The organism is Paenibacillus tritici (genome assembly GCF_013204885.1).
GTDB lineage: Bacteria > Bacillota > Bacilli > Paenibacillales > Paenibacillaceae > Paenibacillus_AQ > Paenibacillus_AQ tritici.
In genome coordinates this window covers 244371-268235 of record NZ_JABMKX010000005.1, presented here as the reverse complement: position 1 = coordinate 268235, position 23865 = coordinate 244371, and the positions used below count along the sequence as shown (strand labels likewise).

The 23865-nt window shown below is 54.1% G+C and carries 19 protein-coding genes, 1 tRNA gene and 1 other annotated feature; of the genes, 7 read left to right on the top strand and 13 right to left on the bottom strand.

Features of this window, described 5'->3' with window-relative positions; translation table 11 throughout:
• Positions 1-67 precede the first annotated feature (67 nt).
• The 3 genes from HQN87_RS10880 to HQN87_RS10870 form a co-directional block, all read right to left on the bottom strand.
• Positions 68-931 (bottom strand): phosphate ABC transporter substrate-binding protein, encoded by an 864-nt coding sequence (locus HQN87_RS10880; protein ID WP_173132097.1) that lies wholly within the window; start codon positions 929-931, stop codon positions 68-70.
• Positions 932-975: 44 nt separating this feature from the next.
• Complete coding sequence (locus tag HQN87_RS10875; protein ID WP_173132094.1) at positions 976-2412, bottom strand: hypothetical protein; 1437 nt, start codon at positions 2410-2412, stop codon at positions 976-978.
• Positions 2413-2572: 160 nt separating this feature from the next.
• Entirely contained in the window at positions 2573-3016 is a 444-nt protein-coding gene (locus HQN87_RS10870) for a hypothetical protein (protein ID WP_173132091.1), read from the bottom strand.
• Positions 3017-3226: 210 nt separating this feature from the next.
• Between HQN87_RS10870 and HQN87_RS10865 the strand changes: the two genes are divergently transcribed.
• The 4 genes from HQN87_RS10865 to HQN87_RS10850 all read left to right on the top strand — a co-directional run bounded on the left by HQN87_RS10865 (position 3227) and on the right by HQN87_RS10850 (position 9291).
• The gene (locus HQN87_RS10865) at positions 3227-3958 is read left to right on the top strand and encodes an ABC transporter ATP-binding protein (protein WP_173132088.1); all 732 of its coding nucleotides are present in this window, start codon (positions 3227-3229) and stop codon (positions 3956-3958) included.
• A complete protein-coding gene (locus HQN87_RS10860; protein ID WP_173132085.1) occupies positions 3955-4992 on the top strand; it encodes an ABC transporter permease in 1038 nt (345 codons plus the stop codon). Before HQN87_RS10865 ends, HQN87_RS10860 begins: the two co-directional genes overlap by 4 nt.
• Before the next feature lie 56 nt (positions 4993-5048).
• The gene (locus HQN87_RS10855) at positions 5049-5729 is read left to right on the top strand and encodes a TetR/AcrR family transcriptional regulator (RefSeq protein ID WP_173132081.1); all 681 of its coding nucleotides are present in this window, start codon (positions 5049-5051) and stop codon (positions 5727-5729) included.
• A gap of 217 nt (positions 5730-5946) precedes the next feature.
• Positions 5947-9291 (top strand): DEAD/DEAH box helicase, encoded by a 3345-nt coding sequence (locus HQN87_RS10850; RefSeq protein ID WP_173132078.1) that lies wholly within the window; start codon positions 5947-5949, stop codon positions 9289-9291.
• A gap of 657 nt (positions 9292-9948) precedes the next feature.
• Here HQN87_RS10850 and HQN87_RS10845 read toward each other — a convergent pair.
• Entirely contained in the window at positions 9949-10308 is a 360-nt protein-coding gene (locus HQN87_RS10845; protein ID WP_173132075.1) for a hypothetical protein, read from the bottom strand.
• A 228-nt stretch (positions 10309-10536) separates the two neighbouring features.
• Between HQN87_RS10845 and HQN87_RS10840 the strand changes: the two genes are divergently transcribed.
• Entirely contained in the window at positions 10537-10842 is a 306-nt protein-coding gene (locus HQN87_RS10840) for a hypothetical protein (RefSeq protein ID WP_173132072.1), read from the top strand.
• Positions 10843-11077: 235 nt separating this feature from the next.
• Positions 11078-11301, top strand: a binding site (T-box leader).
• Between the two features lie 61 nt (positions 11302-11362).
• On the top strand, positions 11363-13309 hold the full coding sequence (locus tag HQN87_RS10835) for an arginine--tRNA ligase (RefSeq protein ID WP_173132561.1): 1947 nt from the start codon (positions 11363-11365) through the stop codon (positions 13307-13309).
• A gap of 203 nt (positions 13310-13512) precedes the next feature.
• Here HQN87_RS10835 and HQN87_RS10830 read toward each other — a convergent pair.
• A tRNA-Arg gene (locus HQN87_RS10830) sits at positions 13513-13586 on the bottom strand.
• 186 nt (positions 13587-13772) lie between these two features.
• Entirely contained in the window at positions 13773-14129 is a 357-nt protein-coding gene (locus HQN87_RS10825; protein WP_173132070.1) for a hypothetical protein, read from the bottom strand.
• 147 nt (positions 14130-14276) lie between these two features.
• Here HQN87_RS10825 and asnB point away from each other — a divergent pair, with 147 nt between their 5' ends.
• Complete coding sequence (gene asnB, locus HQN87_RS10820) at positions 14277-16121, top strand: asparagine synthase (glutamine-hydrolyzing) (RefSeq protein WP_173132067.1); 1845 nt, start codon at positions 14277-14279, stop codon at positions 16119-16121.
• 578 nt (positions 16122-16699) lie between these two features.
• Here the strand turns inward: asnB and HQN87_RS10815 are convergent.
• From HQN87_RS10815 to rph, 7 genes are all read right to left on the bottom strand, one after another.
• Complete coding sequence (locus tag HQN87_RS10815) at positions 16700-17536, bottom strand: aldo/keto reductase (RefSeq protein WP_173132064.1); 837 nt, start codon at positions 17534-17536, stop codon at positions 16700-16702.
• 205 nt (positions 17537-17741) lie between these two features.
• The gene (locus tag HQN87_RS10810; RefSeq protein WP_173132061.1) at positions 17742-18200 is read right to left on the bottom strand and encodes a cupin domain-containing protein; all 459 of its coding nucleotides are present in this window, start codon (positions 18198-18200) and stop codon (positions 17742-17744) included.
• Between the two features lie 19 nt (positions 18201-18219).
• Complete coding sequence (locus HQN87_RS10805) at positions 18220-19155, bottom strand: SPFH domain-containing protein (RefSeq protein WP_173132559.1); 936 nt, start codon at positions 19153-19155, stop codon at positions 18220-18222.
• Positions 19155-19568, bottom strand: a complete 414-nt coding sequence (locus tag HQN87_RS10800; RefSeq protein ID WP_254075448.1) for an NfeD family protein — start codon at positions 19566-19568, stop codon at positions 19155-19157. Before HQN87_RS10800 ends, HQN87_RS10805 begins: the two co-directional genes overlap by 1 nt.
• 324 nt (positions 19569-19892) lie before the next feature.
• Positions 19893-21836, bottom strand: coding sequence for a glycosyl hydrolase family 18 protein (locus tag HQN87_RS32700; protein WP_173132055.1), 1944 nt, complete (start codon positions 21834-21836; stop codon positions 19893-19895).
• Positions 21837-22313: 477 nt separating this feature from the next.
• Positions 22314-22955, bottom strand: a complete 642-nt coding sequence (locus tag HQN87_RS10790; RefSeq protein WP_173132052.1) for an XTP/dITP diphosphatase — start codon at positions 22953-22955, stop codon at positions 22314-22316.
• A 1-nt stretch (position 22956) separates the two neighbouring features.
• Positions 22957-23715, bottom strand: a complete 759-nt coding sequence (rph, locus tag HQN87_RS10785) for a ribonuclease PH (protein WP_173132049.1) — start codon at positions 23713-23715, stop codon at positions 22957-22959.
• Between the last annotated feature and the right edge of the window lie 150 nt (positions 23716-23865).

The following is a 23865-nucleotide window of genomic DNA, read 5'->3' as shown; positions in this document are numbered from 1 at the left end:
CCAACCCCGTATAACCGGAGCTGGCCGCTGTTGCCTATCCATCTATGGTCTTGCGTGCTGCTGAAGCTTAGTTCTGCATGGCAGAGATCGGAATGAACTTCAGCTTTTTGAGCGAACCCTGCTGGAATTTCTTGCTCTGCACATATTCAATGAATTCTTTGGTCGCGCCGGTTGGCTGGCCATTCGTCATATAGTAGCCATATGCCCAAATCTTGTACGAGCCGTTGATCACATTATCTGTAGTAGCTTCGACACCGTTGAACTTCACGGCTTTGATATCACCGCCGGTTACATAGACAAGGTCGATGTATCCGATAGCATTCGGAGTAGTGCCTACCGCTGTTTTCATGTCGCCGCTGGAGCCGGTTTCCTTGTAGTTCTTCTCTTTTTTGACGATATCTCCGCCACCCAGAGCCTTGGCCTGATAGTTGACACGGGTACCGGAACCGAAGGCACGGGTGATCACTACGATATTTCCATCCGCTCCGCCGACTTCTTTCCAGTTGGTGATTTTGCCGGAATAGATTCCTTTAAGCTGCTCTGTGGTCAGGTTGTCTACGCCGACGTTCTTATTGACGATGGTTGCAAAAGGAATAACTGCGACCTTATTCGCCACCTGCCCGTCAAAAGCCTTGAAGCCCGGAACATCAATGCTGGCATCCCAGTCACAGGCTCCGATATCGGCAATCCCTTTCTTCACGGCCTGGGGCCCGGTCACGGAGCCTTTGCCGGAAGCCGCGATCTTCACTTTCGGGTGAAGCTTCTGGAATTCTTTGGCGGCCTGTAAGGTCAGCGGAAGCAGGGCCGTAGATCCGTTGACGGTGATTTTACCCTTAAGGCTGTCTGCTGCTGAAGCTACCCCTGCAAAAGATGCGGTAAGTGCGATAACTGCGGTGAGCGCTGTAACTGTTAATTTCCGAAAAACCTTCATGTCTGAATTCTCCTCCCGGCGACCTGCGCCGATATATGTTGGTATTAATTAACGGCTTCTGGTGAACTGGACAGCTCCAGAGCTTTGCCGTTCTGAATCACTAGCACTTTACCATCGCTGACAATGGCCAGCTTGCTGCCGTCGCCCGATACAGACACTTCCGATACATCATCCGCTGTACGGTATAATTCAACCGGAGCGGCGTTGCCGGCAATGGAGTAGATCACTGTGCTGCCGTCTGCTGTAGTGCCGGAAACAATCAGGCCGGTGGTGACACCCTTGGACCAGTTAGCTTCTGCACTGAGGGCGATGTCTGAGGTGGTGCCGTCTGCGGCAATCTGCTTCAAGGTATTAGCGGCATTGCCGTCTGGATCAGCACTCAGGTACACTACGCTGCCGCCTGCAAGAATCTCAGGATACAGCTTGTTGTCGAGTGCCGTAGTCAGAGCTGCCGGCTTGGCGCCTTTGGTGGTGAGATCCAGCTTGTACAGCTGTTCTCCCGCCTTGCTGTAGTCTACGGTAAGCGAAGCTTCTGTGCTGTCAGCGTCATTCTTGGCAACGCCTGTCACATTGACAATGTACACGGCACTTTTGCCGTCGGCCGATACACGAAGCTCCGATTTGTTCTCGACTTTATCTTCAAGCAGAGACTTGACCTCTCCGGTCTCCACTGAAATTTGTGCCAGCTTCTCCTGCTTGTCGCCCTGGACGAAATAGATCGTCTTGCCGTCGCCGGACCATACGAGATCCGTCTTCACGCTGGTATCTTTGCCAAGGGAGCTGATTACGCCGGTGGACAGGTTGATCAGCTTCAGCTGGCCGGTCTCATCGTTAAATGCGCCCCACTGCTGATCGGCAGACACCGCATAATCCACTGCACCTTCGCTGGTAGTAAACAGATCATAATTACCCGGGGTCTGGGTGAATTTATAGAGCAGCGCAGATTCAGCGTCGCTCTGGCTGGCGATCAGGCCACCGTCCGCACTCCAGTGAAGGGTGTCGAATGAACCTGCCGGCCGGGCGAAGCTCAGGATAGTGCGGGCATCAGCCTGCAGTTCGCCGCCAAGTGCCGTAACCAGCTTCGTTAGCTCCACGTAGATTTTACGGTCATGCATTACAGGCGCAACTGTAAATTCCAGGGTCTCTCCGTCTACCTGATAGCTTCTCACACCTGCCTGGATCTGTACGTTATGTAGTCCTTTGCTGTCATTCAGCTGGAATCCGCTGCTTCCCCGCACAAGTCCGGCGCCCAGCTCTGCGGCTACCTGGCTTAAGGAGTAGAGCTTATACCCGCCGCTGTTGATGGTGCTGAGTGCAACCTGCGTACCGTTGATGCTCCAGGTCGTGCTGCTCTCCTCAGCTGCGGCTGTCTTCACGGCTGCGGCACTCACCTGGCTGCTTGTGGCCAGAACGCTAACGGCTCCCCCTGTTACGAGAAGTGCTGAAGCCAGGGCCGCACCGATCCATTTACGATTTGTCAATTAGATTCACCCTTTTCCTATAGGTAACTGCTACTGTTATTTTCGTCTACGAGTGTCAATTCTGTTGCGCAGGAATGTTATGGAAATATTAACTGTACAAATAAAAATAAAAGACCCGCCCGGGAAAAGCATCCCGGACCGGTCTATTGTCAAACCTGTGTTAATTCTCGATCCATGTCACGATAATCTCGTTCCCGCCGCTCTGCGATTCCGAGCTGCTCCCAATAATGGAATAGGAATAGGCCCCCTTCACTTTGCCGTTAATGAGAATGTTGCGGCTGTCCACAATCTCCGTCCCGCGTTCCAGCGCCTTCTCTCTTACATACTTCTGATAGGCAGTGCCAAGCGCGGCCATACTCTCATTCGTCTGATAGATCAGCATGGACGATTTCTTGCCCTCTGCCAGATCGCCTTGTGTAAAAGTAATCCCTGCACCTTCGGGAATCGGCAGATCCTCAGGCAGATACTGCTGTGCCTCTGTGTTCTCTTCGGCCAAGGTATGAAAACGTCCGCCGCCGGCCTCCTTGCCTGAATCGGAGCAGCCGCTCAGTCCGGCCGCAGCCAGCAGCACTCCCAGAGTCAGGAGCAGCTTAGGTCCTGCCATGATTCCACCGCCTTTAGGGAATGGGGTTCCAAGATGCCGGATATCTTAAATGTCCCCTTTATTACCCGGATATAGGGTGGGGGTAAACGGACAATCTATAGAATTCAAAATAATTTTGCAGGCCAAAGAAAGAGATTTACTTTTGAACGGGAAATCATTAGTATAATGAGTGAGCGCTCACTCATTACTGTGAGAATGGAGGAATTAGGCATGAATCAGGTGAAGCCTGTGATTGAGGTTACCGGTGTGGACCGGTCTTTTGGCAATAAAAGGGTACTTAAGAATATTACGCTCCAGGTGGATGAGGCAGAGACCTTCGGGATTCTGGGACCTTCCGGCTCCGGCAAAACTACGCTGATCAAGCTGCTCACGGGCATTGACGAGGCGACCTCCGGTGAGGTCCAGCTCCTCGGTGTTCGGATGCCGAAGCTTAAGATGCTGCAGCAAATCGGGTATATGGCCCAGGCGGATGCCTTGTATACTGAACTGAGCGCCAAGGAGAATCTGGAATTCTTCGCCTCTCTCTATGGACTGAAGGGCGGCAACCGCACACGCCGGATCAGAGATGTCATGGAGCTGGTGAACCTGCAGGAGCATCTGCGCAAAAGGGTGGATCAATACTCCGGAGGCATGAAGCGCCGTCTGTCCCTGGCGATCGCCCTGCTGCATGAGCCGCCGCTGCTCCTGCTGGATGAGCCTACCGTGGGCATTGATCCGGTGCTGCGCAGGTCCATCTGGCAGGAGCTGAAGGCGCTGAACCGCAAGGGAACGACGATTGTGCTGACCACACATGTGATGGATGAGGCGGAGAAATGTGACCGGCTGGCGATGATCCGGGATGGCGTTCTGCTGGCTGTGGATACTCCGGCCGGACTGCTTCAGGCTACCGGCTCCGCCACCATCGAGGAAGCCTTCCTCTACTATGGAGGGGTGCGCCAATGAGAATCCGTGCGATTACCCAGAGAATTCTGCAGCAGTTCATCCATGATAAAAGAACCATGGCCCTGATGTTCATCGCTCCCCTGCTGGTGCTTAGCCTGATGAGCCTGGTGTTTAGCAGCCCTGCCTATGAGCCTAAGATCGGTGTGTCCGCCGATACGGCGGTGTTCCGCACAGCCCTGGAAGCCCAGCAGGCGGAGGTTACCGGATATGGCGATGTAGACTCCGGCAATGCCGCCCTGAAGGCGGGCGACATTGATGCGTTCATTACAATGAAGGGAAGCACTCCCTCCGTTGTCCTCGAAGGCAGCAACCCTGCGGCGAACCGCGCCGTAATCATGGCGCTGCAGGAAGCTGCGCAGAGTCTCCAGCCTGCGGCATCCGGCAGCGGGTCACACATGCCGCAGATCAGCTATCTCTACGGCGCCCAGGATATGAAGACGATTGACCGCTTCGGCCCGATTATGATTGGGGTATTTGTCTTCTTCTTCGTCTTCCTGATCGCAGGTGTCTCCTTCCTGCGCGAGCGGACAACGGGAACACTGGAACGTCTGCTCTCCACCCCGCTGAAGCGCTGGGAGATAGTAACCGGTTATGTCTGCGGCTTCGGCATCTTCACTATCTTCCAGGCCCTGCTGATCTCCTGGTTCTCGATCCAGGTGCTGGGGATTATGATGAACGGCAGCTTCGGCTATGTCCTCCTGATGACCCTGCTATTGTCGATGTCGGCGCTGACGCTCGGTACACTGCTCTCCGCCTTTGCCGCCAATGAGCTGCAGATGATCCAGTTCATCCCCCTGGTCATTGTGCCGCAGATCTTCCTGAGCGGGTTATTTCCGCTGGATACCCTTCCGCTCTGGCTGCAGCGCATCGGACTCGCAACTCCCATCTACTATGGCTCGGAGGCATTGATGGATATCATGCTGCGCGGCCAAGGCTGGGAAGATATCGCACGGGATGTCTTCATGCTGATCGGCTTCTCCCTGCTGTTCATGCTGCTCAATGTGCTGGCTCTGCGCAAGCACCGCAGAATGTAAAGTGTGAACGGGCTATGTTACACTAGGAGGAATTGCAAGAGTCGGGAGGTTCTATCATGGAGAAAGACCATGCTGCCGGGCAGCTGGAGGAGGAGCAGTGGGTCCAGGAGCTGCTGGCTCTCAGCGAACAGGAGCAAGTAACACCCAAGCAGCTGTCCATTCTGCGGGCGGCCATTGATGTTTTTGCAGAGAAGGGGTTCTCGGCAGCCGCCACCAGCGAGATCGCCCAGAAGGCAGGCGTGGCGGAAGGAACGATCTTCCGTTATTACAAAACCAAAAAGGATCTGCTGCTGGCCATCGTTGTCCCGACGATGAGCCGGATGATTGCTCCGTTTGTCCTGCGCAATTTCAGCGGGGTACTGGATGTCCCCTTTGAGAGCTACGAGGCTTTCCTGAGGGCCTTCATGATCAACCGGCTGGATTTCGTCCGCAGGAACCTGAAGATCGTCAAAATTCTGATCCAGGAGATCCCCTTCCAGCCCGCGCTGAAGGAGCAGCTGGTCCAGAATATTTTCGAGCAGGTATTGGCGCGTGTAACTACAATCACGGAACACTTCAAGCAGCAGGGCGAGATTATTGATGCCCCAACCCCTGCGATCATCCGCTTCACCATCTCGGCCATTATCGGCTATCTGCTGGTCCGCCTGCTGCTGATGCCGGACCATCACTGGAACGACGAGGAAGAGATTGAACAGACGCTCCGCTTCATTCTGCACGGCATTGGCGGAGCGGGATGATTCACCTGCAAGGCCTAACCCGGAGGACAGCATCTATGGCTGCTCTTTCGGGTTTTTCAGCATACCGGTATAAGCAAGATAAGAGATATGGGGACGAGGAGATCATACTGGTATTTTCTCCTTTTGAAGGCGTACGCCTGTTCTGTTATTATGGGTATTACAGCTATTACAGAACGGGGCAGCTTAGTCACAAGGAATAGAAGGAAGTGATCATACGATGGGTTATCAGGTGCCGGAACGGGTTATCAAGCTGCTGTGCGGCAGCGCTGCTTACGACCAGGGAGTGGCTTATTATCATGCCCGTAAGGTGGAGCTTGTCTATACGGAGCATAACCATGAAGAAGAGTATTCCAAATACCGCGCTGAGGTGCATGGACTGGAGAGCCATGAGGTCGCGCTGATCATAGACAGTGACGGGGATGTGCAGGGGGAATGCTCCTGCCCGGCCTATACTCACGGCGGACCCTTCTGCAAGCATATTGCGGCAGCGCTGGTTGCTGTTCTCTATGCCGGCCGTGCCGCTGAAGCTGAACCGGCTGCGGATACCGACGGCGGGGACGCGGAGGAGCCTTATACCGGGGCGACCGGCAGGCTGCTAACGCCCCGCAGCGCCGGACCTTCCGGGGATGAGCGCAGAGGACAGGACGGAGACAGGCAGCTGGTGAGCAGCATGCTCGGGATGTTCACCGGCGTCCGGCAGCGTCCAAGCGGCGCCGGTACTTATGTGGATCTGCGGACACCGCTGCAGGTAGAGTTCATCTGCAAGTCCTTCTCCTACAGCTACAGCAGCACGATGCTTGGGATCGAACTGAAGGTAGGCCCGAAGCGCCTCTACATCGTGCCGGGGATCAGAGTCTTTCTGGAGCATGTTCACCGCGGTGAGCCCTTTGAATTCACCAGGCATTTCACGTATGATCCCGCCCAGCACAGCTTCTCCAAGGAGGATAATGCGGTCCTGCAGAAGCTGATTGACATGATGCTGAACGAAAAAATCTACCATAACACCCTTAATCCCTATGCTCCCCATGGCAGCCACCCGGGAAATGAGCGGCTGCTGCCTGTTGCTCCGTTTTTCTGGGAGAGCCTGTTCCCTGCACTGGAGGCGGCGCCCGCCGTACGTCTACAGCACGGACAGCATCTGCACGACACCTTGTCTCTCTCGGATGAGCCTCTGCCCCTAAGCTTTCAGTTCGACCAGGCGCAGGAGGAAGGATACCGGCTGGACGTTCAGGGGCTTGAGCAGCTTACGGTTCTTGAGAATTACGGGCTGGTCTTATCCGAAGGCAAGCTGCTTAAGCTGCCTGCACAGGAATGCGGGCGTCTCTCCGAGCTCAAACGGATGCTGAACAACAACCGGCGGGACGCCATTACGATTGCGCCTGAGCAGATGGAGCCGTTCATGGAGGCGGTCATTCCGGGACTCAAAAAATTAGGCCGGGTGAGCATTGCCGATGCCATTGCCGGCCGCATTGTCCAGGCACAGCTTCATGCGAGACTCTACCTGGACCGGGTGCGGGACCGGCTGCTGGCCGGGCTTGAATTCCAGTATGGCGGAATCGTCATCAACCCGCTGGAAGAGAAGGCCCATGAGCGGAGCAGCGAGGTCATTCTGATGCGGGACGGGGAGGCGGAACGGCGGATTCTGGACCTGATGGCCCATGAGTCCTTCGCGCGGACGGAGAGCGGCTATATCATGCGGGATGAGGACGGGGAATTCGACTTCCTCCACCATACTATCCCGCTGCTGGAGCCGCTGCTTCAGGTCTACGCCACTACCGCGGTCAAGGGAAGAGTCCTGACTGATCATGCTGCGCCCAAGGTCAGCCTGAGCTGGAATGAGAAGACCGACTGGCTGGACTTCAAGTTCGCCATGGAGGGTATCGCGGAGAAGGACATTACACTGGTGCTGAAAGCCCTTCAGGAGAAGCGTAAATATTACCGGCTGCCGGACGGTGCCCTGCTCCCGCTGGATACTGCGGAATTCCAGGAAATCATCGCTTTGATGAACGAGCTTGGTCTCCGCGGCAGTGATATTCACAGCACAGAGCTCTCCTTGCCGCTGGTCCGCGCCCTTCATCTCCAGACGGGTAATGTCCAGGGAGAGACCATCCAGATCGGCCGCTCCTTCCGGCGGCTGCTGGCCAATATGTCGAGTCCCGAGAATCTGGACTTCCCATTGCCGGAGAGTCTGGCCCCTGTGCTTCGGGATTATCAGCAGTACGGCTTCCAGTGGATGAAGACGCTGGCCCATTACCGCTTCGGCGGGATTCTGGCAGACGATATGGGCCTGGGCAAAACGCTCCAGAGCATCGCCTTCCTGCTCTCCGAGCTGGCGGACATCCGGCAGAGCGGCATACCAGCGCTTATTGTAGCACCGGCCTCCCTGCTCTATAACTGGCAGAACGAGCTGAAGCGCTTCGCCCCGGAGATACAGGCCGTCATCGCTGACGGCAACGCCGGTGAGCGCAGCCGGACCCTGCGGAATGCGGCGGGGCACGATGTCATCATCACCTCGTATCCGCTACTGCGCAGAGATGTGGAAGAGTACGCCAAGCGTTCCTTCCATACCCTCATTCTGGATGAAGCGCAGATGATCAAGAATCATGAGACGATGACCGCCCAGGCGGTCAAGCTGCTTCAGGCCCGCTACCGGTTTGCGCTGACCGGAACACCGGTGGAGAATGCGCTGGAGGATCTGTGGTCGATCTTCGGCGTAGTCTTCCCCGGACTGTTTCCCGGCAAGAAAGCCTTCCATGACCTGCCCCGGGAGACGGTGGCCCGGCGCGCCCGCCCTTTCCTTCTCCGCCGCCTCAAAAGCGATGTGCTGAAGGAGCTGCCGGATAAGATCGAGTCCCTGCAGGCCTCGGAGCTGCTGCCCGAGCAGAAAAAGCTCTATGTGGCCTATCTGGCCAGACTGCGCAAAGAAGCGCTCAAGCATCTGGACAGCGATAGCTTCGGCAATGGGCGGATCAAGGTCCTTGCCGGACTTACCCGGCTGCGCCAGCTATGCTGCCATCCCGCCCTGTTCGTGGACGGGTACACAGGAGGCTCCGGCAAATTCGAGCAGCTGCTGGAGATTATCGACGAATGCCGCAGCTCCGGCAAACGGATGCTCATCTTCTCGCAGTTCACGCAAATGCTCGGCATGATCAGTCGTGAAATAGCTTTGCTGGGGATTCCGCATTTCTACCTGGACGGGCAAACCCCGGCCTCCCAGCGTGTAGAGCTGTGCAGCCGCTTCAATGAAGGCGAACGAGACTTGTTCCTGATCTCGCTGAAGGCAGGCGGCACCGGTCTCAATCTGACCGGTGCCGATACCGTCATTCTCTATGATCTGTGGTGGAACCCTGCCGTCGAGCAGCAGGCGGCTGACCGGGCCCACCGGATCGGGCAGAAGAAAGTCGTCCAGGTGATCCGCCTGGTGGCTCAGGGAACGGTAGAAGATAAAATGTACGAGCTGCAGCAAAAGAAGAAAAACCTGATAGACGAAGTCATTCAGCCGGGGCAGGAGGCTCTGTCCAGCCTGAGCGAGCATGACATCCGTGAGATCCTCTCGCTCTGACCTGCCAGTTTATGGCATGCTGTTACTCAAGCCAACGAAGCCTGGGGCTGGTGTATTGCTGCTTGCTGCTTGCTGCTTGCTGCTTGCTGCTATACCACTCTGCCATTCTGCTGTATTTTGTACAACAGAACACCTCCAAAATCGTTGAGAAATTGAATCTATTGTACTTCGTACACTAGAATTTCGGGTTAAGGATGTATTTGAGCAGAAATCCGGGAATCAAATGTATGAAGTGCAATAGAATGCTTTTCTGAGCGGAAAGGTACGGTTTCTATTGCACTAAGTGCAATCACCTCAAATAGCTAAGGTGTGTTGCGACAGGTTGGTAGAGGCGTGGCTCTGAGATTCTGGGAATGATGTGGCTGGGAATGTTGTGACTGGAAACGCTGAGGTAGCGAGAAGCTGACACATTGGGCGCAGCAGCACTCCCTATTATCCGCTGGAGGCAGCCTGTCCCGATTGGATGCTTCCAGCAAGTCCGGTATAATCCAAGGTCGATTTATAACTTACTCAAGAGGTGCTTGTTCATGAGCTTTATTCTGGCGCATGGAGACTCAGCCCCTGACTTGCGCCCTGGTATAACGCCAGAGCAGGGACTCTCCTAAGCGATCACGCTTGGAAGAGTCCCTGTTCTTTATATCCTATGGCATTACCAGTCTAATCTTCCGGGTTTAGTTGCTCATGCGAAACCACACGATGAGCATTCACCAGCTGGCCGGTTGATGTTTTGCCCCAGACTGAAATCTCAACGTCCTCTACATCTGCATCTCCAACCGTAAAAATAAATTCATAGCCATCCAGATCGGCAAAATAATTCCGGGTCACCACTTCATTCGGATTAACATTAATAGTCTCACTGACATACAGCGTTCTTGTCGCTCCCAGTACATAACCCTGAATAGTGACAGCGGAGCCTCCCGGCGCATTCCGTTTCAATATTCTTACCGTAACAGTCTGCGTAGGCCTGACTCCGGAAACGGCATTATTTTCAATAGGTCCTGTTGACAAAATTGCCATCCTGTCTCATCCTTCCTGTTGTAATTGGTATTGCTGCCTGTGATACTCCACTTCCGGCAATGATTAATTATTACTTGCACAATCTATTCATATTCGGGCAATGGCATAACGGTGTGGACATAGGTCTGAACCTATTCACCAATATCTGCAGAGACGCATATCTTTTACTAAGGAATACCGCCTATACTGCGCTTCCCATACGAACGCCGAACGGAAGAAGGGAGTCCCATGCCCCCTCCTGGAAAAGGAAAGAAGCCCGCCGCCAAAAAAACTGCGTCCAGCTCCAACACTCAAACGCCGAAAGGGCTTGAATTTGCCGTAGCCGCACTTCTGTTGACCGGCAAGCTGAAAGTTGACTCCATCCAGATGTACACGGACGCCTCCATGTTCGTCAGTCTGGTGGGCAAATATAAAACCTTAAGTGATCTGAGCAATGACAATGTCGATAAGCTGGTCAGCTTCCTCGATAACAACAGCAGCCTTACGCTGAACGAGATCATGACCGCTTTGAAAAAGAAAGCCGACAACTCCTGAACACCTAAACGGAAGTGAAAGTGAGGCACGGGGATATGGACAGTTTTGACGGAGAGGGGTTTGCCGGAGGACTCCTGCTGATTATTGTAATTATGCTGCTGATTTATGGCTCAACGGACATCCAGAATCTGACAGGAGCGCCCAATGATGAGTAATAATAGCCGGAGATCGGCCAGCTGCATCACAATCTGCTATTGCTTTCTGTCAGAAATTCGCTATACTGATAAAAATCCATATTGAATCGATGATCAGGAGAGTAATCGCCCTCAAATCTAGTCCCCAGCGAGCCGGGAAAGTGGAAGCCGGTACAGATTCGGACGATGAAGCGCACCTGTGAGATGGACTTCTGAACCCTGAGAGTAGGAAGCCCCGGCTGAGGACCGTTAACCTGTAAGGTGGCTGAACTGTGAGGTTTAGCAACGAGAGTGGTACCGCGAGCGCATAAGCCTCGTCTCTTTTGAGACGAAGGCTTTTTTTGTCGTCCAATTACATGAATGATCAGGAGGTCTTGTCCATGCCAATGCTAAGTGAGCTTATTCAAGAAAGTCTGAAGCAGTGTATTCACCAAATATCCGTAAGCCTGGGAACTCCCGCCGTCTCTCAGGTGACTGTTGAGCTGGAACAGCCTGCGAATGCGGAGCATGGGGACTATTCCAGTAATATAGCCATGCAATTGGCCCGTACCCTGCGCAAAGCTCCGAACGCCATAGCCGAAATGATCGTCAGTGAGCTCCAAGCCTCAGGCTCCGTAAACGGACTGCTGATGCGAATCGAGGTGGCCGCGCCGGGGTTTATTAACATGTATATGGATTGGCAGGCTTGGGCGCAAACCAGGGATACCTTTGCGCTGCCCCGGAACACTGGCGGGAAGGTGATTGTCGAGCATACGTCTGTGAACCCCAATAAAAGTATGCACATCGGGCATCTAAGAAACTCCTGTATCGGAGATGCACTGGTTCGAATGCTGAAACATACCGGCTATTCCGTCGAGGTGCATAACTACGTGGATGATCTCGGCAATCAGCTCGCTGATACGGTAGTCGGTCTGCTGAATATCCCGCTTGCGGGAGAACATGTGCGCTTCGGCGATTACTGCTGGGACATTTATGCCGAGATCAACAAGGCATACACGCAGAAGCCGGAAACCGTTCAGAAACGGACCGAGATTCTTCATGCGCTGGAAGAGGGGCACGGCAACACGGCGTGGATTGGCAATCTTGTCGCCGGGCAGATTGTGAAAGAGCATGTGGAGGAGATGCGGAATTTCGGCATAGAATACGATCTGCTTGTATGGGAGAGCCATATTCTGAAGGAAGGCTTCTGGTCTTCCGCGTTTGACCTTTTGTCGCAGACCGAGGTGTTCGTTCAGGAGCATGAAGGAAAGCTGGCCGGCTGCTGGATTCTGAAGCAACCTGCCGGAGATCACGCTATGCCGGATACGGGAGAAGAACATCAGAAGGATAAAGTACTGGTACGCTCGAACGGGATTTTGACCTATACAGCCAAGGATATCGCTTATCATCTGTGGAAATTCGGTCTCTTGGGCAAGGATTTCAGCTACAGTGAATTTAACAGCGGGTTGTGGACGACCGGCATGACCGGCCAGATTCTGCCTTTCGGACAAGCTGACAAGGTTGTGAATGTTATTGATTACAGACAGGAGTATCCGCAGGCGATGGTGAAGCAGGCGCTCAAGGCACTCGGATTCACCAGACAAGCCGACTCACTGCATCATGTAAGCTATGGTGTAGTCTCGCTTAGTCCGGCTTCTGCAGCAGGGCTAGGCATTGATACCTCCGGCGGCAAAAGCTCCTATGCCATGTCCGGCCGCCAGGGAATCGGCATCAAGGTTACCGAGCTGGTCCGGCTCATGGAGGATATGATTGAATCCACCCGTGCGGATAAAAATGGCCTGTCCAGCCGTCTGATCGCCACCGCCGCCATCCGTTACTACCTGCTGCGCTTCAATCTGGGCACAGAAATTGTGTTTGATTTCAAGCAGGCGATGGAAATCTCCGGCAACACCGGTGTCTACCTGATGTATGCCTATGCCCGTGCGCAGCGTGTGCTCAGCAAGGGCGGCGCTGCGGCGGAAGGCAATAGCACCGGTGCAGTTAGCGGCAGCGGGAATGGTGCACTTAGTAGCAGCGGGGGTGGCGCAGTTAGCGAAAAAATCAAGCTGCCGCTCTTTCCGCCGCAGCTCGAAGCCGCCGAGCTTGCCTTGCTGAGGCAGCTCAGCCTGTGGCAGGACACACTCTATACAGCCAGTCAGGAACTTACGCCGAATACGATCTGCAACTATGCCCATGGCCTGGCCTCGCTGTTCAACCATTTCTACTCCTCCTGCCCGATCCTCAAAGGCGGGGAGGCCAGTATCGCTTTCCGCCTCTGGCTGACCCGCTGCTTCACCGGCACTCTGGGCGAGGCACTGGATGTACTCGGTCTGCCCAAGCCGGACCGGATGTAAGCCTTGGGTTCTCATCCTCCGAACGCAGAAACAGCCTTCCCGAAGGAAGGCTGTTTCTTGACGTCCCGGAAGGGATACAGCCCATTCGGGCTGATTGCGAAGTAGTGCTATCGTAGCTTATGCTCCAACGTCCCCGGCTGGCGCCTTGGGTTCTCATCCCCCGAACGCAGAAACAGCCCTCCCGAAGGAAGGCTGTTTCTTGACGTCCCGGAAGGGATTCGAACCCCTGACCGTGCGCTTAGAAGGCGCATGCTCTATCCAGCTGAGCTACCGGGACATATAAAGAATATTGTACAAATTGAATCCTTTGTATTCATATGTATTAGTGCAACGTTATTCATTATACCTGATTCAGCCAAATTATCAAGACCAAACTCTTCCAAAAAAATAAAGCTCTCCATGCCTCAGCACGAAAAGCCTCTTCTTCTAGGGTTCAGCCTATAAATCAGTGTAGGAGATGGAGCTAGGACAGCTGCCGGAAATGCTCACCCAGCTGTTTTTTCAGCTCGCCGAAGATCAGCAGTTCGCGCTGGAACTTGGAACGTTCATCCTCCGGGCTCATCACCGTGCTGCCGGTGAAGCCGCTGACCGTAACATCCTCGAAGGCATCATGCATATTGTTGTCGAACCAGTCGGTGGACGTATCCGCATCATTCGTCAGAATACGGACAATTTCGTAGCCCTCCTCGCGCCGGTCCTCAACAATATACACCAACAGCGGGGAATCGCCCACAGCTCCAGGCAATACGCCAACCTCTGCGCATGGCGCACCGTCGTAGTCAGTCATTCTGCGGATTTTGGCGTCTTTAATGTAATACACTTGTCATCATCCCTCCTGGCAAATTTCCCTCTTCCTAGTGTTCGGATAAGGACATACATTTTATCCCTTCAATCGGCATATATCTGTATTACTTGGCAAAAAAGAAAGGACAGACAACAATCGCACAAAAGAGAGGATGAACCAGACATGTGCGGAATAACCGGATTTGTCCAGTGGCGCGGTGATCTTACAGGGCACTCGCAACTGCTTGTCAGAATGACGGAAACTCTAGCGAACCGCGGACCGGATGCAGCCGGAACCTGGATTTCAGGCCCCATCGCCTTTGGACACCGCAGACTCAGCGTCATTGACCCCGAGAACGGTGCCCAGCCGATGATTGCCCGCCATGACGATAAGCTGTACGCAATAGTATATAACGGCGAGCTATATAACGCCCCTGAGCTGAAAAAAGAGCTGAAGCAGCGCGGCCACCATTTTGTCACAGAATGTGATACGGAGGTTCTGCTGCATGCCTATATCGAATGGGGGCCGGACTGCACGGAGAAGCTTAATGGCATCTTCGCTTTTGCCGTCTGGGACAGCTTGCGCGATCAGATATTTCTGGCCCGTGACCGGCTGGGCGTGAAGCCTTTGTTCTACAGCCAGGTGGACGATGTCTTCGTATTCGGCTCCGAGCCCAAGGCGCTGCTGCAGCATCCCAAGGTCCAGCCGAAGGTCGGACCGGAAGGTCTTGCCGAAGTCTTCATTATCGGTCCGGCCCGGACACCGGGACAGGGTGTATACAAAGATATATTCGAGCTTCGCCCCGGTCATGCCATGATTTACAGCCGCAGCGGAATCCGCACCTATGCTTATTGGAAGCTGGAGAGCGTTCAGCACACGGATAACGTAGATGAAACGGCAGCACGGGTGCGTGAATTACTTCAGGATACGCTTGAACGCCAGCTGGTCTCCGATGTTCCGGTCTGCTCTCTGCTCTCCGGCGGGCTGGACTCCAGTGCCTTGACTGCACTTGCCGTAGATTATTACAAACGGACCGGCCAGGGCCGGGTCGATACCTTCTCTGTGGATTATGTAGACAACGATAAGCATTTCAAAAGCCATGCCTTTCAGCCCGGAGCCGACGGCCCCTGGATTCAGCGGATGATTGACGAGCTGGACACGAACCATCACTTTATCGCCTTTGACACCCCGGAATTGGTAACGGCACTCGATAACGCCCTCTACTCCCGCGATCTGCCGGGGATGACCGACGTTGATTCCTCACTGTATTTGTTCTGCCAGGAGATCAAAAAGAAAGCGACCGTAGCGATATCAGGCGAAGCCGCAGACGAAATCTTCGGCGGCTACCCCTGGTTCCACCGGGAGGAGATGTTAACATCCGGCACCTTCCCCTGGTCGGTAGCTCCCGCAATGCGTGCGAGTCTATTGTCGCCAGAAATCAGGGACTGGATACATCCGCTGGAATATTTGGGTGACCGCTACAGCGATGCTGTGGCCGAGGTACCGAAGCTTGACGGCGAGACCGGCAAACAGGCGCAGATGCGAGTGATGTCCTATCTCAACATAACCCGCTTCATGCCTACACTGCTGGACCGCAAGGACCGGATGAGCATGGGGGTGGGTCTGGAGGTTCGTGTCCCTTATTGCGACCACCGGCTGGTGCAATATGTTTTTAACATTCCCTGGGAAATTAAGACTGTAGGCAACCGTGAAAAAGGGATTCTGCGTAAAGCGCTTGAGGGTGTATTACCGGACGATGTGCTCTACCGCAAAAAAAGCCCGTACCCCAAAACGCACAACCCCGCTTATCTGAATAAGGTGCGTTCGCAGGTACTGAGCATTCTGGATGATTCTTCATCCCCTATTCTGCCGCTGATCGATCCGGCCAAAATCCGTGAAATCGCCGCATCCCCGGAATCCTCCAGCAACCTGCCTTGGTTCGGCCAGCTGATGTCCGGCCCGCAGTTATTTGCTTATCTGGCCCAGGTGGACCTGTGGCTGCGGACATACAATGTCTCTATCGGCTGATGCTGCACAAGAAGTAAATATGCCCGCCAAGAACGTATAGCTTACGTTCAGGCGGGCATGTTTTTTCACCTCCGCTCCATGACCTCCATGACAAAACGGCTTAATGCCTGCGACGACAATCCATGCTTCCCGGAAGATCTCTAGTTAATTCCACAGGTGCACCTCCCAATTGATTCTATATGTACTTATCATAAAAGCCTGGGCAGCGTATGTTGATGAGCTTTGACTTCAAGTCGTTAGGAGCTTTGTTCCCGAACACAAAGAACAGACCACCAGTAAGGGGTCTGCTTTTTGTGTTAACGGCCTATGCCTCCACCCATAGATTGGACTGAGAGAAAAACCAACAAAAAGATGAAAGTACGGAGGGGAATTTTGAAACTATAGGAGCGGTAGCGACCGCTTGAAAGCTTTCCGTAGGAAAGCTCGCTTCGGAAGCATCAGCAGTCACCGGATTTCCACCGCGAACAGCGGTATTAATCGAGAAATCTGGGGACAACAGCGGCCGGAAGTCCAAAATTCACCGCAGCTACGACCAACATCGATTTTATCCAAAAAATCTCAGTTCAATCTATCACACCTCAGAAATTAAAATTATCCGGGTCCGGGCCGAAGCGGTGGTTCTGATTCAGGTCTTCGATAGCCTTAACGTCGTCGTCGCTGAGCGTGAAGTCGAAGAAACCGGCATTCTCCACAATGCGCTCCGCATGGACAGACTTCGGAATCGTGATGACACCCTGCTGCAGATCCCAGCGCAGGACGATCTGCGCCACAGTCTTGCTGTAACGTTCCGCCAGTTCCTTCAACAGCGGCACATCCAGGTTCCCCTGCATCAGCGGGCTCCAGGCTTCCAGCTGGATATCATGCACCTGTGCATATTTGAGCAGTTCGCGCTGGGTCAGCAGCGGGTGGAATTCGACCTGGTCCACCACAGGCACAACTCCGCTATCTTCAATAATATCCTGAAGATGATGGGGCTGGAAGTTGCTTACGCCGATGGATTTGACCAGCCCTTCCTTTTGCAGATGGATCAGCGCTTTCCAGGTCTCTTTATATTTGCCGGCAACCGGCCAGTGGATCAGATACAAATCAACCTGCTCAAGGCCCAGCTTCTTCCGGCTGACTTCAAAAGCCTTCAGGGTCGATTCGTAGCCTTGATCAGGATTGCGGACCTTCGTGGTAATAAACAGCTCTTCCCGGGGTACTCCGCATTCACGGATCGCTTGTCCAACGCCCTCTTCATTGTTATAGCCGGCGGCCGTATCAATACTGCGGTAACCAGTCTCCACCGCAGCCTTGACTGCACGGATCACTTCATCGCCATCCTTGGTCTGCCATACGCCAAGACCCAGCCACGGCATGGTCACTCCGTCGTTCAAGGTAGGCCCGCCTGTAAATGGTGCGTTCAATTGACTCATATGTTTACCCTCCAAGCCTATTTAGTTTTCATCAAGCATCCTTAACCTTAAAAACGCCTTCATAATCATCCAAAATCAGAATCAGTATACCAAATCGGGAAGAACACTCCAAAAGTGACAAAAGCATGTCCTGAAAGAGTATGCCCGCTGGGCAGAAAAATAGAGCACAGCCAATTTACCCGCTGGACTCTATTCTTGTACTCCGTTATTTCTTGTCGATCAGCTTGAAATCATCGAAATGGAATTCCGGAGACACGATGCAGGAGACCAGCGCCGGCTCTTCACCGAGCGGACGGGCTGCCTGCCACACTCCGGCAGGAATAACTACCTGCGGCTGCTGGCCTGCGGCAATGTCCAGACCCAGAATCACTTCCGTCACGTTCTCTGGCTGTTCACCGCTACCGCCCAGGCTAAGCACAATCGGGCTGCCCGAATGATACAGCCAGATCTCGGAGGATAGCACGGTGTGCCAATCCGAGGTCTCGCCTTCATGGAGCAGGAAATAAATCGAGGAAGCTGAAGCACGCGGCCCCGAATAACTTCCGCCCAGCGTCTCCTGGGGAATCTCGAAGGATGAATTCCAAAGTCTCTTGTACCATCCGCCTTCAACATGAGGCTGCAGCCCCAGCGCTTCTACGAGCGGGGAAATCTTTTTTTGCGTCACAATATCTTCTCCTTACAGCTTATTTACCTTCTTTGCTCGCCTTGAACACTTCGGCTATCGCACCCAGACTGCCAAGCGTTTCAACCGCACTGGTTGGCAGGAATACTTTGTTTGCCGGTCCTTTGGAGATTTCAGTCAGTGCTTCAAAGGACTGATAAGCCAGCACACTTTCATCCAATCCTGCACTGGCGATCAGGGCAATCCGCATCTTCTCGGCTTGAGCGACCGCTTCGATCGCCTTCGCCTGGCCGAGGGCTTCCAGCTCCTGCGCCTGACCGAGACCTTCCGCCTGACGGATACGCGCTTCCTTATCCCCTTCGGCCTTCAGGATCTTACTCTGCTTATCCCCTTCAGCCCGGAGAATCATATCCTGCTTGGCTGCTTCCGCCTCCAAGACAATCGCGCGCTTGCTGCGTTCTGCCTTCATCTGTTTGTCCATGGCTTCCTGAATATCAAGCGGCGGCTTGATGTCGATAACTTCGACACGCTCGATCCGCACGCCCCACTTCTCTGTTGCCTCATCCAAGGCAAGACGGATGTCGGAGGAGATTTTTTCACGGCCGGACAAGGTTTCATCCAGCTCCAGCTTACCGATAATCTGCCGCATGGTGGCTGTGGAGATATTTCGCACACCATAGACATAATCGGAAATTCCGTAAGTTGCTTCTTCCGGTCCAACTACCTGGTAGAAAATAATCGTGTCGATCTGTACCTGTACGTTATCCTTCGTGATCACTGTCTGCGGCGGTACATTCGCCTGTTGAATCCGCAGGTCATGGTAGACCCGCACCTGATCAATAACCGGAATCAGAATATTCAGACCCGGCGTCAGCAGACGGTTGAATTTACCGAGACGCTCCACAACTCCGACTCTTTGCTGCGGGACAATTTTGATAGTCAGTGCGATAAATACTACAACAACAACAATAATAATCCCGATAATAGCCATTTCCATCAGTACATATCCCCCCATCGTTCTACTTCAATAATTGTGGTGCCTCTTCTTACGACTATAACCTGTTGCCCCTTGCCCAGCGCCATCGTAGACGTCGCACTCCAAGTATCGCCGCCTACCTTGACCTGCCCGTAACGGCCCGGCTCAATCGGTTCAACGACCAGCCCCTGCCTGCCGACAATATCGGTACCGGTATCCTTGAAGCCCCGGGAGTTGCGCAATCTTTTCGCCAGGGGTTTGGTGAAAACCGTCAGGATCAAAGCTAACAATGAACCGGCCACCACTTGCAGCAGCAATGCATCCGGGAGCAGCAACGCGACCAGACCGGCAGCCAAAGCCCCAAGACTAAGCCATAATAAATAGAATGTAAACGTAAACATCTCTACAACAAATAAGGCACCAGCGGCAATCAACCAAAATACCCAAACAACCATCGGTGAACCCACCACCTTCCGCTATATACTACTATAACGAAATAAACGGCATCACGTTTCACAAATTTTTGAATCCGGGACAGCCGCAAGTCTCTTCATTATATTTCAGCCTGTGGAAGCTTATGTACACCCCCACAAAGAGAATGAAGACAGCCAACTTGTATTAAACATAAATATGTCCAAACGAAGCACAAAAAACTCATAATGGCGCTAAGCATTATATTAGAGTCCAAAAAAAACGGTACCAGCTACAAGCTGGCACCGTCTCTTCTAATTATAGTCAGGCTGCTGCCCCTTTCGCCCTCAGTTCAGCTTCCAGAGCGCAGGAGTGACAGCAGGCTCCCAACCGGCCAGCGAGGTATGCGCCTGGAGGCAGGTGTACGATTGCCCGCTGTAAGTTACGATGTTGCCAGCACTATAAGCGGTTCCCGCTGCCCAGGCTGCGGCGCCCGGGGTAGCCGAAGGCGTTGTCGTCGCTACAGGCGTGGACGTTGGCACCAGGGTCGGCGTAGCAGACGGGCTAACTGTCGGGGATGGCGTTGCAGAAGGCTGCGGCGTAGCGTTACCGCAGGTGCCTATCACTCTCCACACCCCGAAGGCACCGCTGAGATCCGGCCGATCCCCTTGCGTCCACCACTGGGCTTGATAGATCAGTCCGCCGTAAGATACCTGCTGGCCCTGCGTGTAGACGGCAGCCGAACTCCATGCAGCCGCCGTGCATTGACCCGGAGTAGCTGTTGGCGATGGCGTTACAGTCGGCGTAGCCGATGGCTTGACGGTCGCGGTCGGCACAGGCGTTGCTGTTGGCGTAGCCGACGGCTTAACCGTTGGCGATGGCGTCGCGGTTGGCTTGACCGTTGCGGTCGGCACCGGTGTTGCTGTTGGGGTCACTACTCCGCCGCCCAGCTCTGCACTGAGCTTGGTCTGCAACGTTTTGTTGCGGTCCCCGCTGGTCTCCCAGAACATCGCCCCGGCCAGACCTTTGGATTTCAAATAAGAGGCTTTGTAACCGATGGATTCGGCATCATCATAGCTGATGAACGTCTGGTTTGAAGAGTTATAGAGATACGGAACTTTGGAGGTATTGTTCCAGTAGCGGGTATAGCCGTTTTTATTGATGTAATTGGCTTCCAGATCACTAAAATCGTAGTTCCCCTTCTCCCACGTTCCTGTTGAGGAGATCCCGGCGGACACCTGATATTGGCCGTTGCCTGCACCCGGGGCACCGCCCCAGCCCCGTCCGTAGAACGGCATGCCGAGCACCAGCTTGTTAGCCGGTACGCCTGCACTCAAATAGCTGGTAACCGCCTTGTCGATATTGTAATTCGCCGGCTCGGTCAGTCCCGAGGAAGCGGCTGCCGGGTCATAATACAGCGGCGCATTATGGCCCGTTGTGGGGTTCCAGCTGCCGTTGAAGTCATAGGTCATAATGTTGATCCAGTCCACCACAGCAGCGATTCCGCTGAGATTATTGTTCTGGATGTATGTGGGTCCTGCACCGGAAGCGATGGTCAGGAGATAGGTTTTGCCGTCAGCAGCCCCGGCCGCATTCAGCTTTTCCCGGATCTTCTGGAGCAGCAGGATATAATTCTGCTTATCCTCTGCACGGTAGCTGTTGCCCGCGAGTCCCCCGCTGACCGGATATTCCCAGTCCAGATCGACACCGTCCATCTTGTATTTGCGGATGAAATCAACGGAGGAATTAGCGAACACCTCGCGGGTTGCCGCAGTAGCGGCCACATCCGAGAAGCGGTTCGACCATGTCCAGCCCCCGACGGAGATCATCGTTTTGAGGTTAGGATTCTTCTCCTTCAGCTTCCAGAGCTGCTTCAGATTCCCCTTGATCGGGTCATCCCATTTGTCATCGCCGAAGCTTTTCTGGGCATCGATCCAAGGATCGCCCAGCACAACCGTACCGTTCGGAACGCTGATCGTCTGTCCCTGCTCATTCTGGCATGACCACGTAACCGGATTCGGCCCGCTGGGGTCAGGGTTACCATGAATCCCATTCCAGCAAATGTCGGCAAAGGCGTAGTTGATGACATTCATTTTGGCAGGATCAATATCCGTTACATTATACGCCCGCCCATAAGCGGCCCATGAAGCATAATAGCCGACAATCTTGTAGTCTGCGGCGGCATTAGCGGTTCTGCTGTTGGCACCAAGAGCCGAAAAAAGGGTAAGAATAAGGACTGCCGCCAAACCAAGCACAAAGGGTTTGCGGATCTTTTTTTTGATAAAGGCCATTTCGTGATTACCTCCCCGGTTCTATGCGTAACCTGTAAGCCTGCTTCATTGACATGCCTGCGTTCTGCCATCCAAGGACATCAAGTGACCGTTCTTCCCTAGCCGCGAATGCGAAAGCTCCAGCGCTCACCTCCCGGACCTCACTTAAACTTCACCCGGCGAAACTATTAAATTCCTGTCAGTCTGACTGATAGAGTAGAGTAACACAGCTCAAAAAGGCGCAGTTCAGCCGCATACGGAGCGCTCGCTCCGCTATAATCGTCTTGTATTTCTTCCAGGATAAGTTACTTGCGGCTGTAGTTGTTAGTGGGAGGATGCAGGATATGCGAAGGGGTGAAGTCAACCTTATTGTCATACAAAGTCTGCGGATATGCTAGGGATAAATTTCCATAATTAGGGGGGATTATTATCTAAAAAATAGAAGCAACCCCAAAGCATACGCTGCTTAAGGGTTACTTCTATATGGGATTACATTTTCTATTGACCGCCGCCCTGCGCAGCGGCAAGCTTCTCTGTCAGCAGTCGCAGCGCCATGCCCCGGTGGCTGATGGCCTGCTTCTCTTCCAACGTCAGCTCAGCCATCGTCTTCTCATTCTCCGGGAGATAGAACAGCGGGTCATAACCGAATCCCCCGCCGCCCGCAGGCTCCGAGGTAATCCAGCCTTCAACCGTGCCTTCAGCCGTCCACTCCCGGCCATCAGCCGGATCGTACAGGGACAGGGCACAGACGAACCGGGCGGGGCTAAGCAGCGGCTGACCGGTGTCCTCCCCCTGCTTCAGCCGCTCCAGCTCGCTCATCAGCTTCAGATTATTCGCCTCATCATCCGCATCCTCGCCGGCGTAACGGGCCGAATACACTCCCGGACTTCCGTCCAGCGCCTCTACACACAGACCGGAATCGTCTGCAAGCACCGGCAGTCCAAGTGCGTCCCCTACGGCGCGGGATTTCTTGAAGGCATTCTCGGCAAAAGTTGCCCCGTCCTCTACTACATCCGGCAGAGCCGGGTAATCGTACATGCTTTTGACGGTGAGTCCCAGGGGGGCAAAGGCATGCTGGAACTCCCGCACCTTGCCTTTGTTCTTCGTCGCGACAATCAGAATTCCGCTGCCGGACTTCATCCTACACCTCTTGGCCGGTCTGGCCGGAAGGGATTTTGAGCGCGATGGCGCCAAGGACTTCTTTTTGCACAGCAATTAGCTCATAGATCCCCTTCTCGCCAAGGCCCAGCAGCTGGTCCAGCTCCTGGCGGGTAAACGGCCGGTCTTCGCCCGTGCCCTGGACTTCGACAAAGGCGCCCCCGCCCGTCATGACCACGTTCATATCTACCTTAGCCTTGGAGTCCTCTTCATAGTTCAGATCGAGCAGCGTTTTGTCGCCGACCACACCCACACTGATCGCAGCCAGGTAGTCCGTAATCGGGAAGACGGTCACCTTATTCTGGAGGGCAAGCTTATTCATCGCAAAAGCCATGGCTACAAAAGCACCTGTGATCGAAGCCGTCCGTGTTCCCCCGTCAGCCTGAATGACATCGCAGTCCAGCGTGATGCTGCGTTCGCCGAGCGCCTGCAGATTCACTACTGAACGCAGAGCCCGTCCGATCAGACGCTGAATCTCCATCGTCCGCCCGGTCAGCTTGCCGCGTGCCGCTTCACGCTGGTTACGGGTCTGGGTCGCCCGGGGAAGCATGGAATATTCGGCGGTCACCCAGCCCTTGCCCTGTCCCTTCAGAAACGGAGGAACCTTCTCTTCTACGGTTGCCGTACAGATGACTTTGGTATCTCCCATCTCAATGATGACGGAGCCTTCTGCATATTTGTTGGTTTGGGTCGTTATTGTCAATGGCCGGAGCTGGTCTTCGTTGCGTCCGTTTGATCTCATCTTTTCTGCCTCCTACATCGTATAGCGCGAAGTTGTGTGCGTGTATCCATCCTCATCTTATACGCAGATTATACGCAGAAACGGGTGCCGTCCTCTATGGAAGAGAACGGCACCGCTGCTTCTGCCCGTTATGCGGATGAATAATAGTTT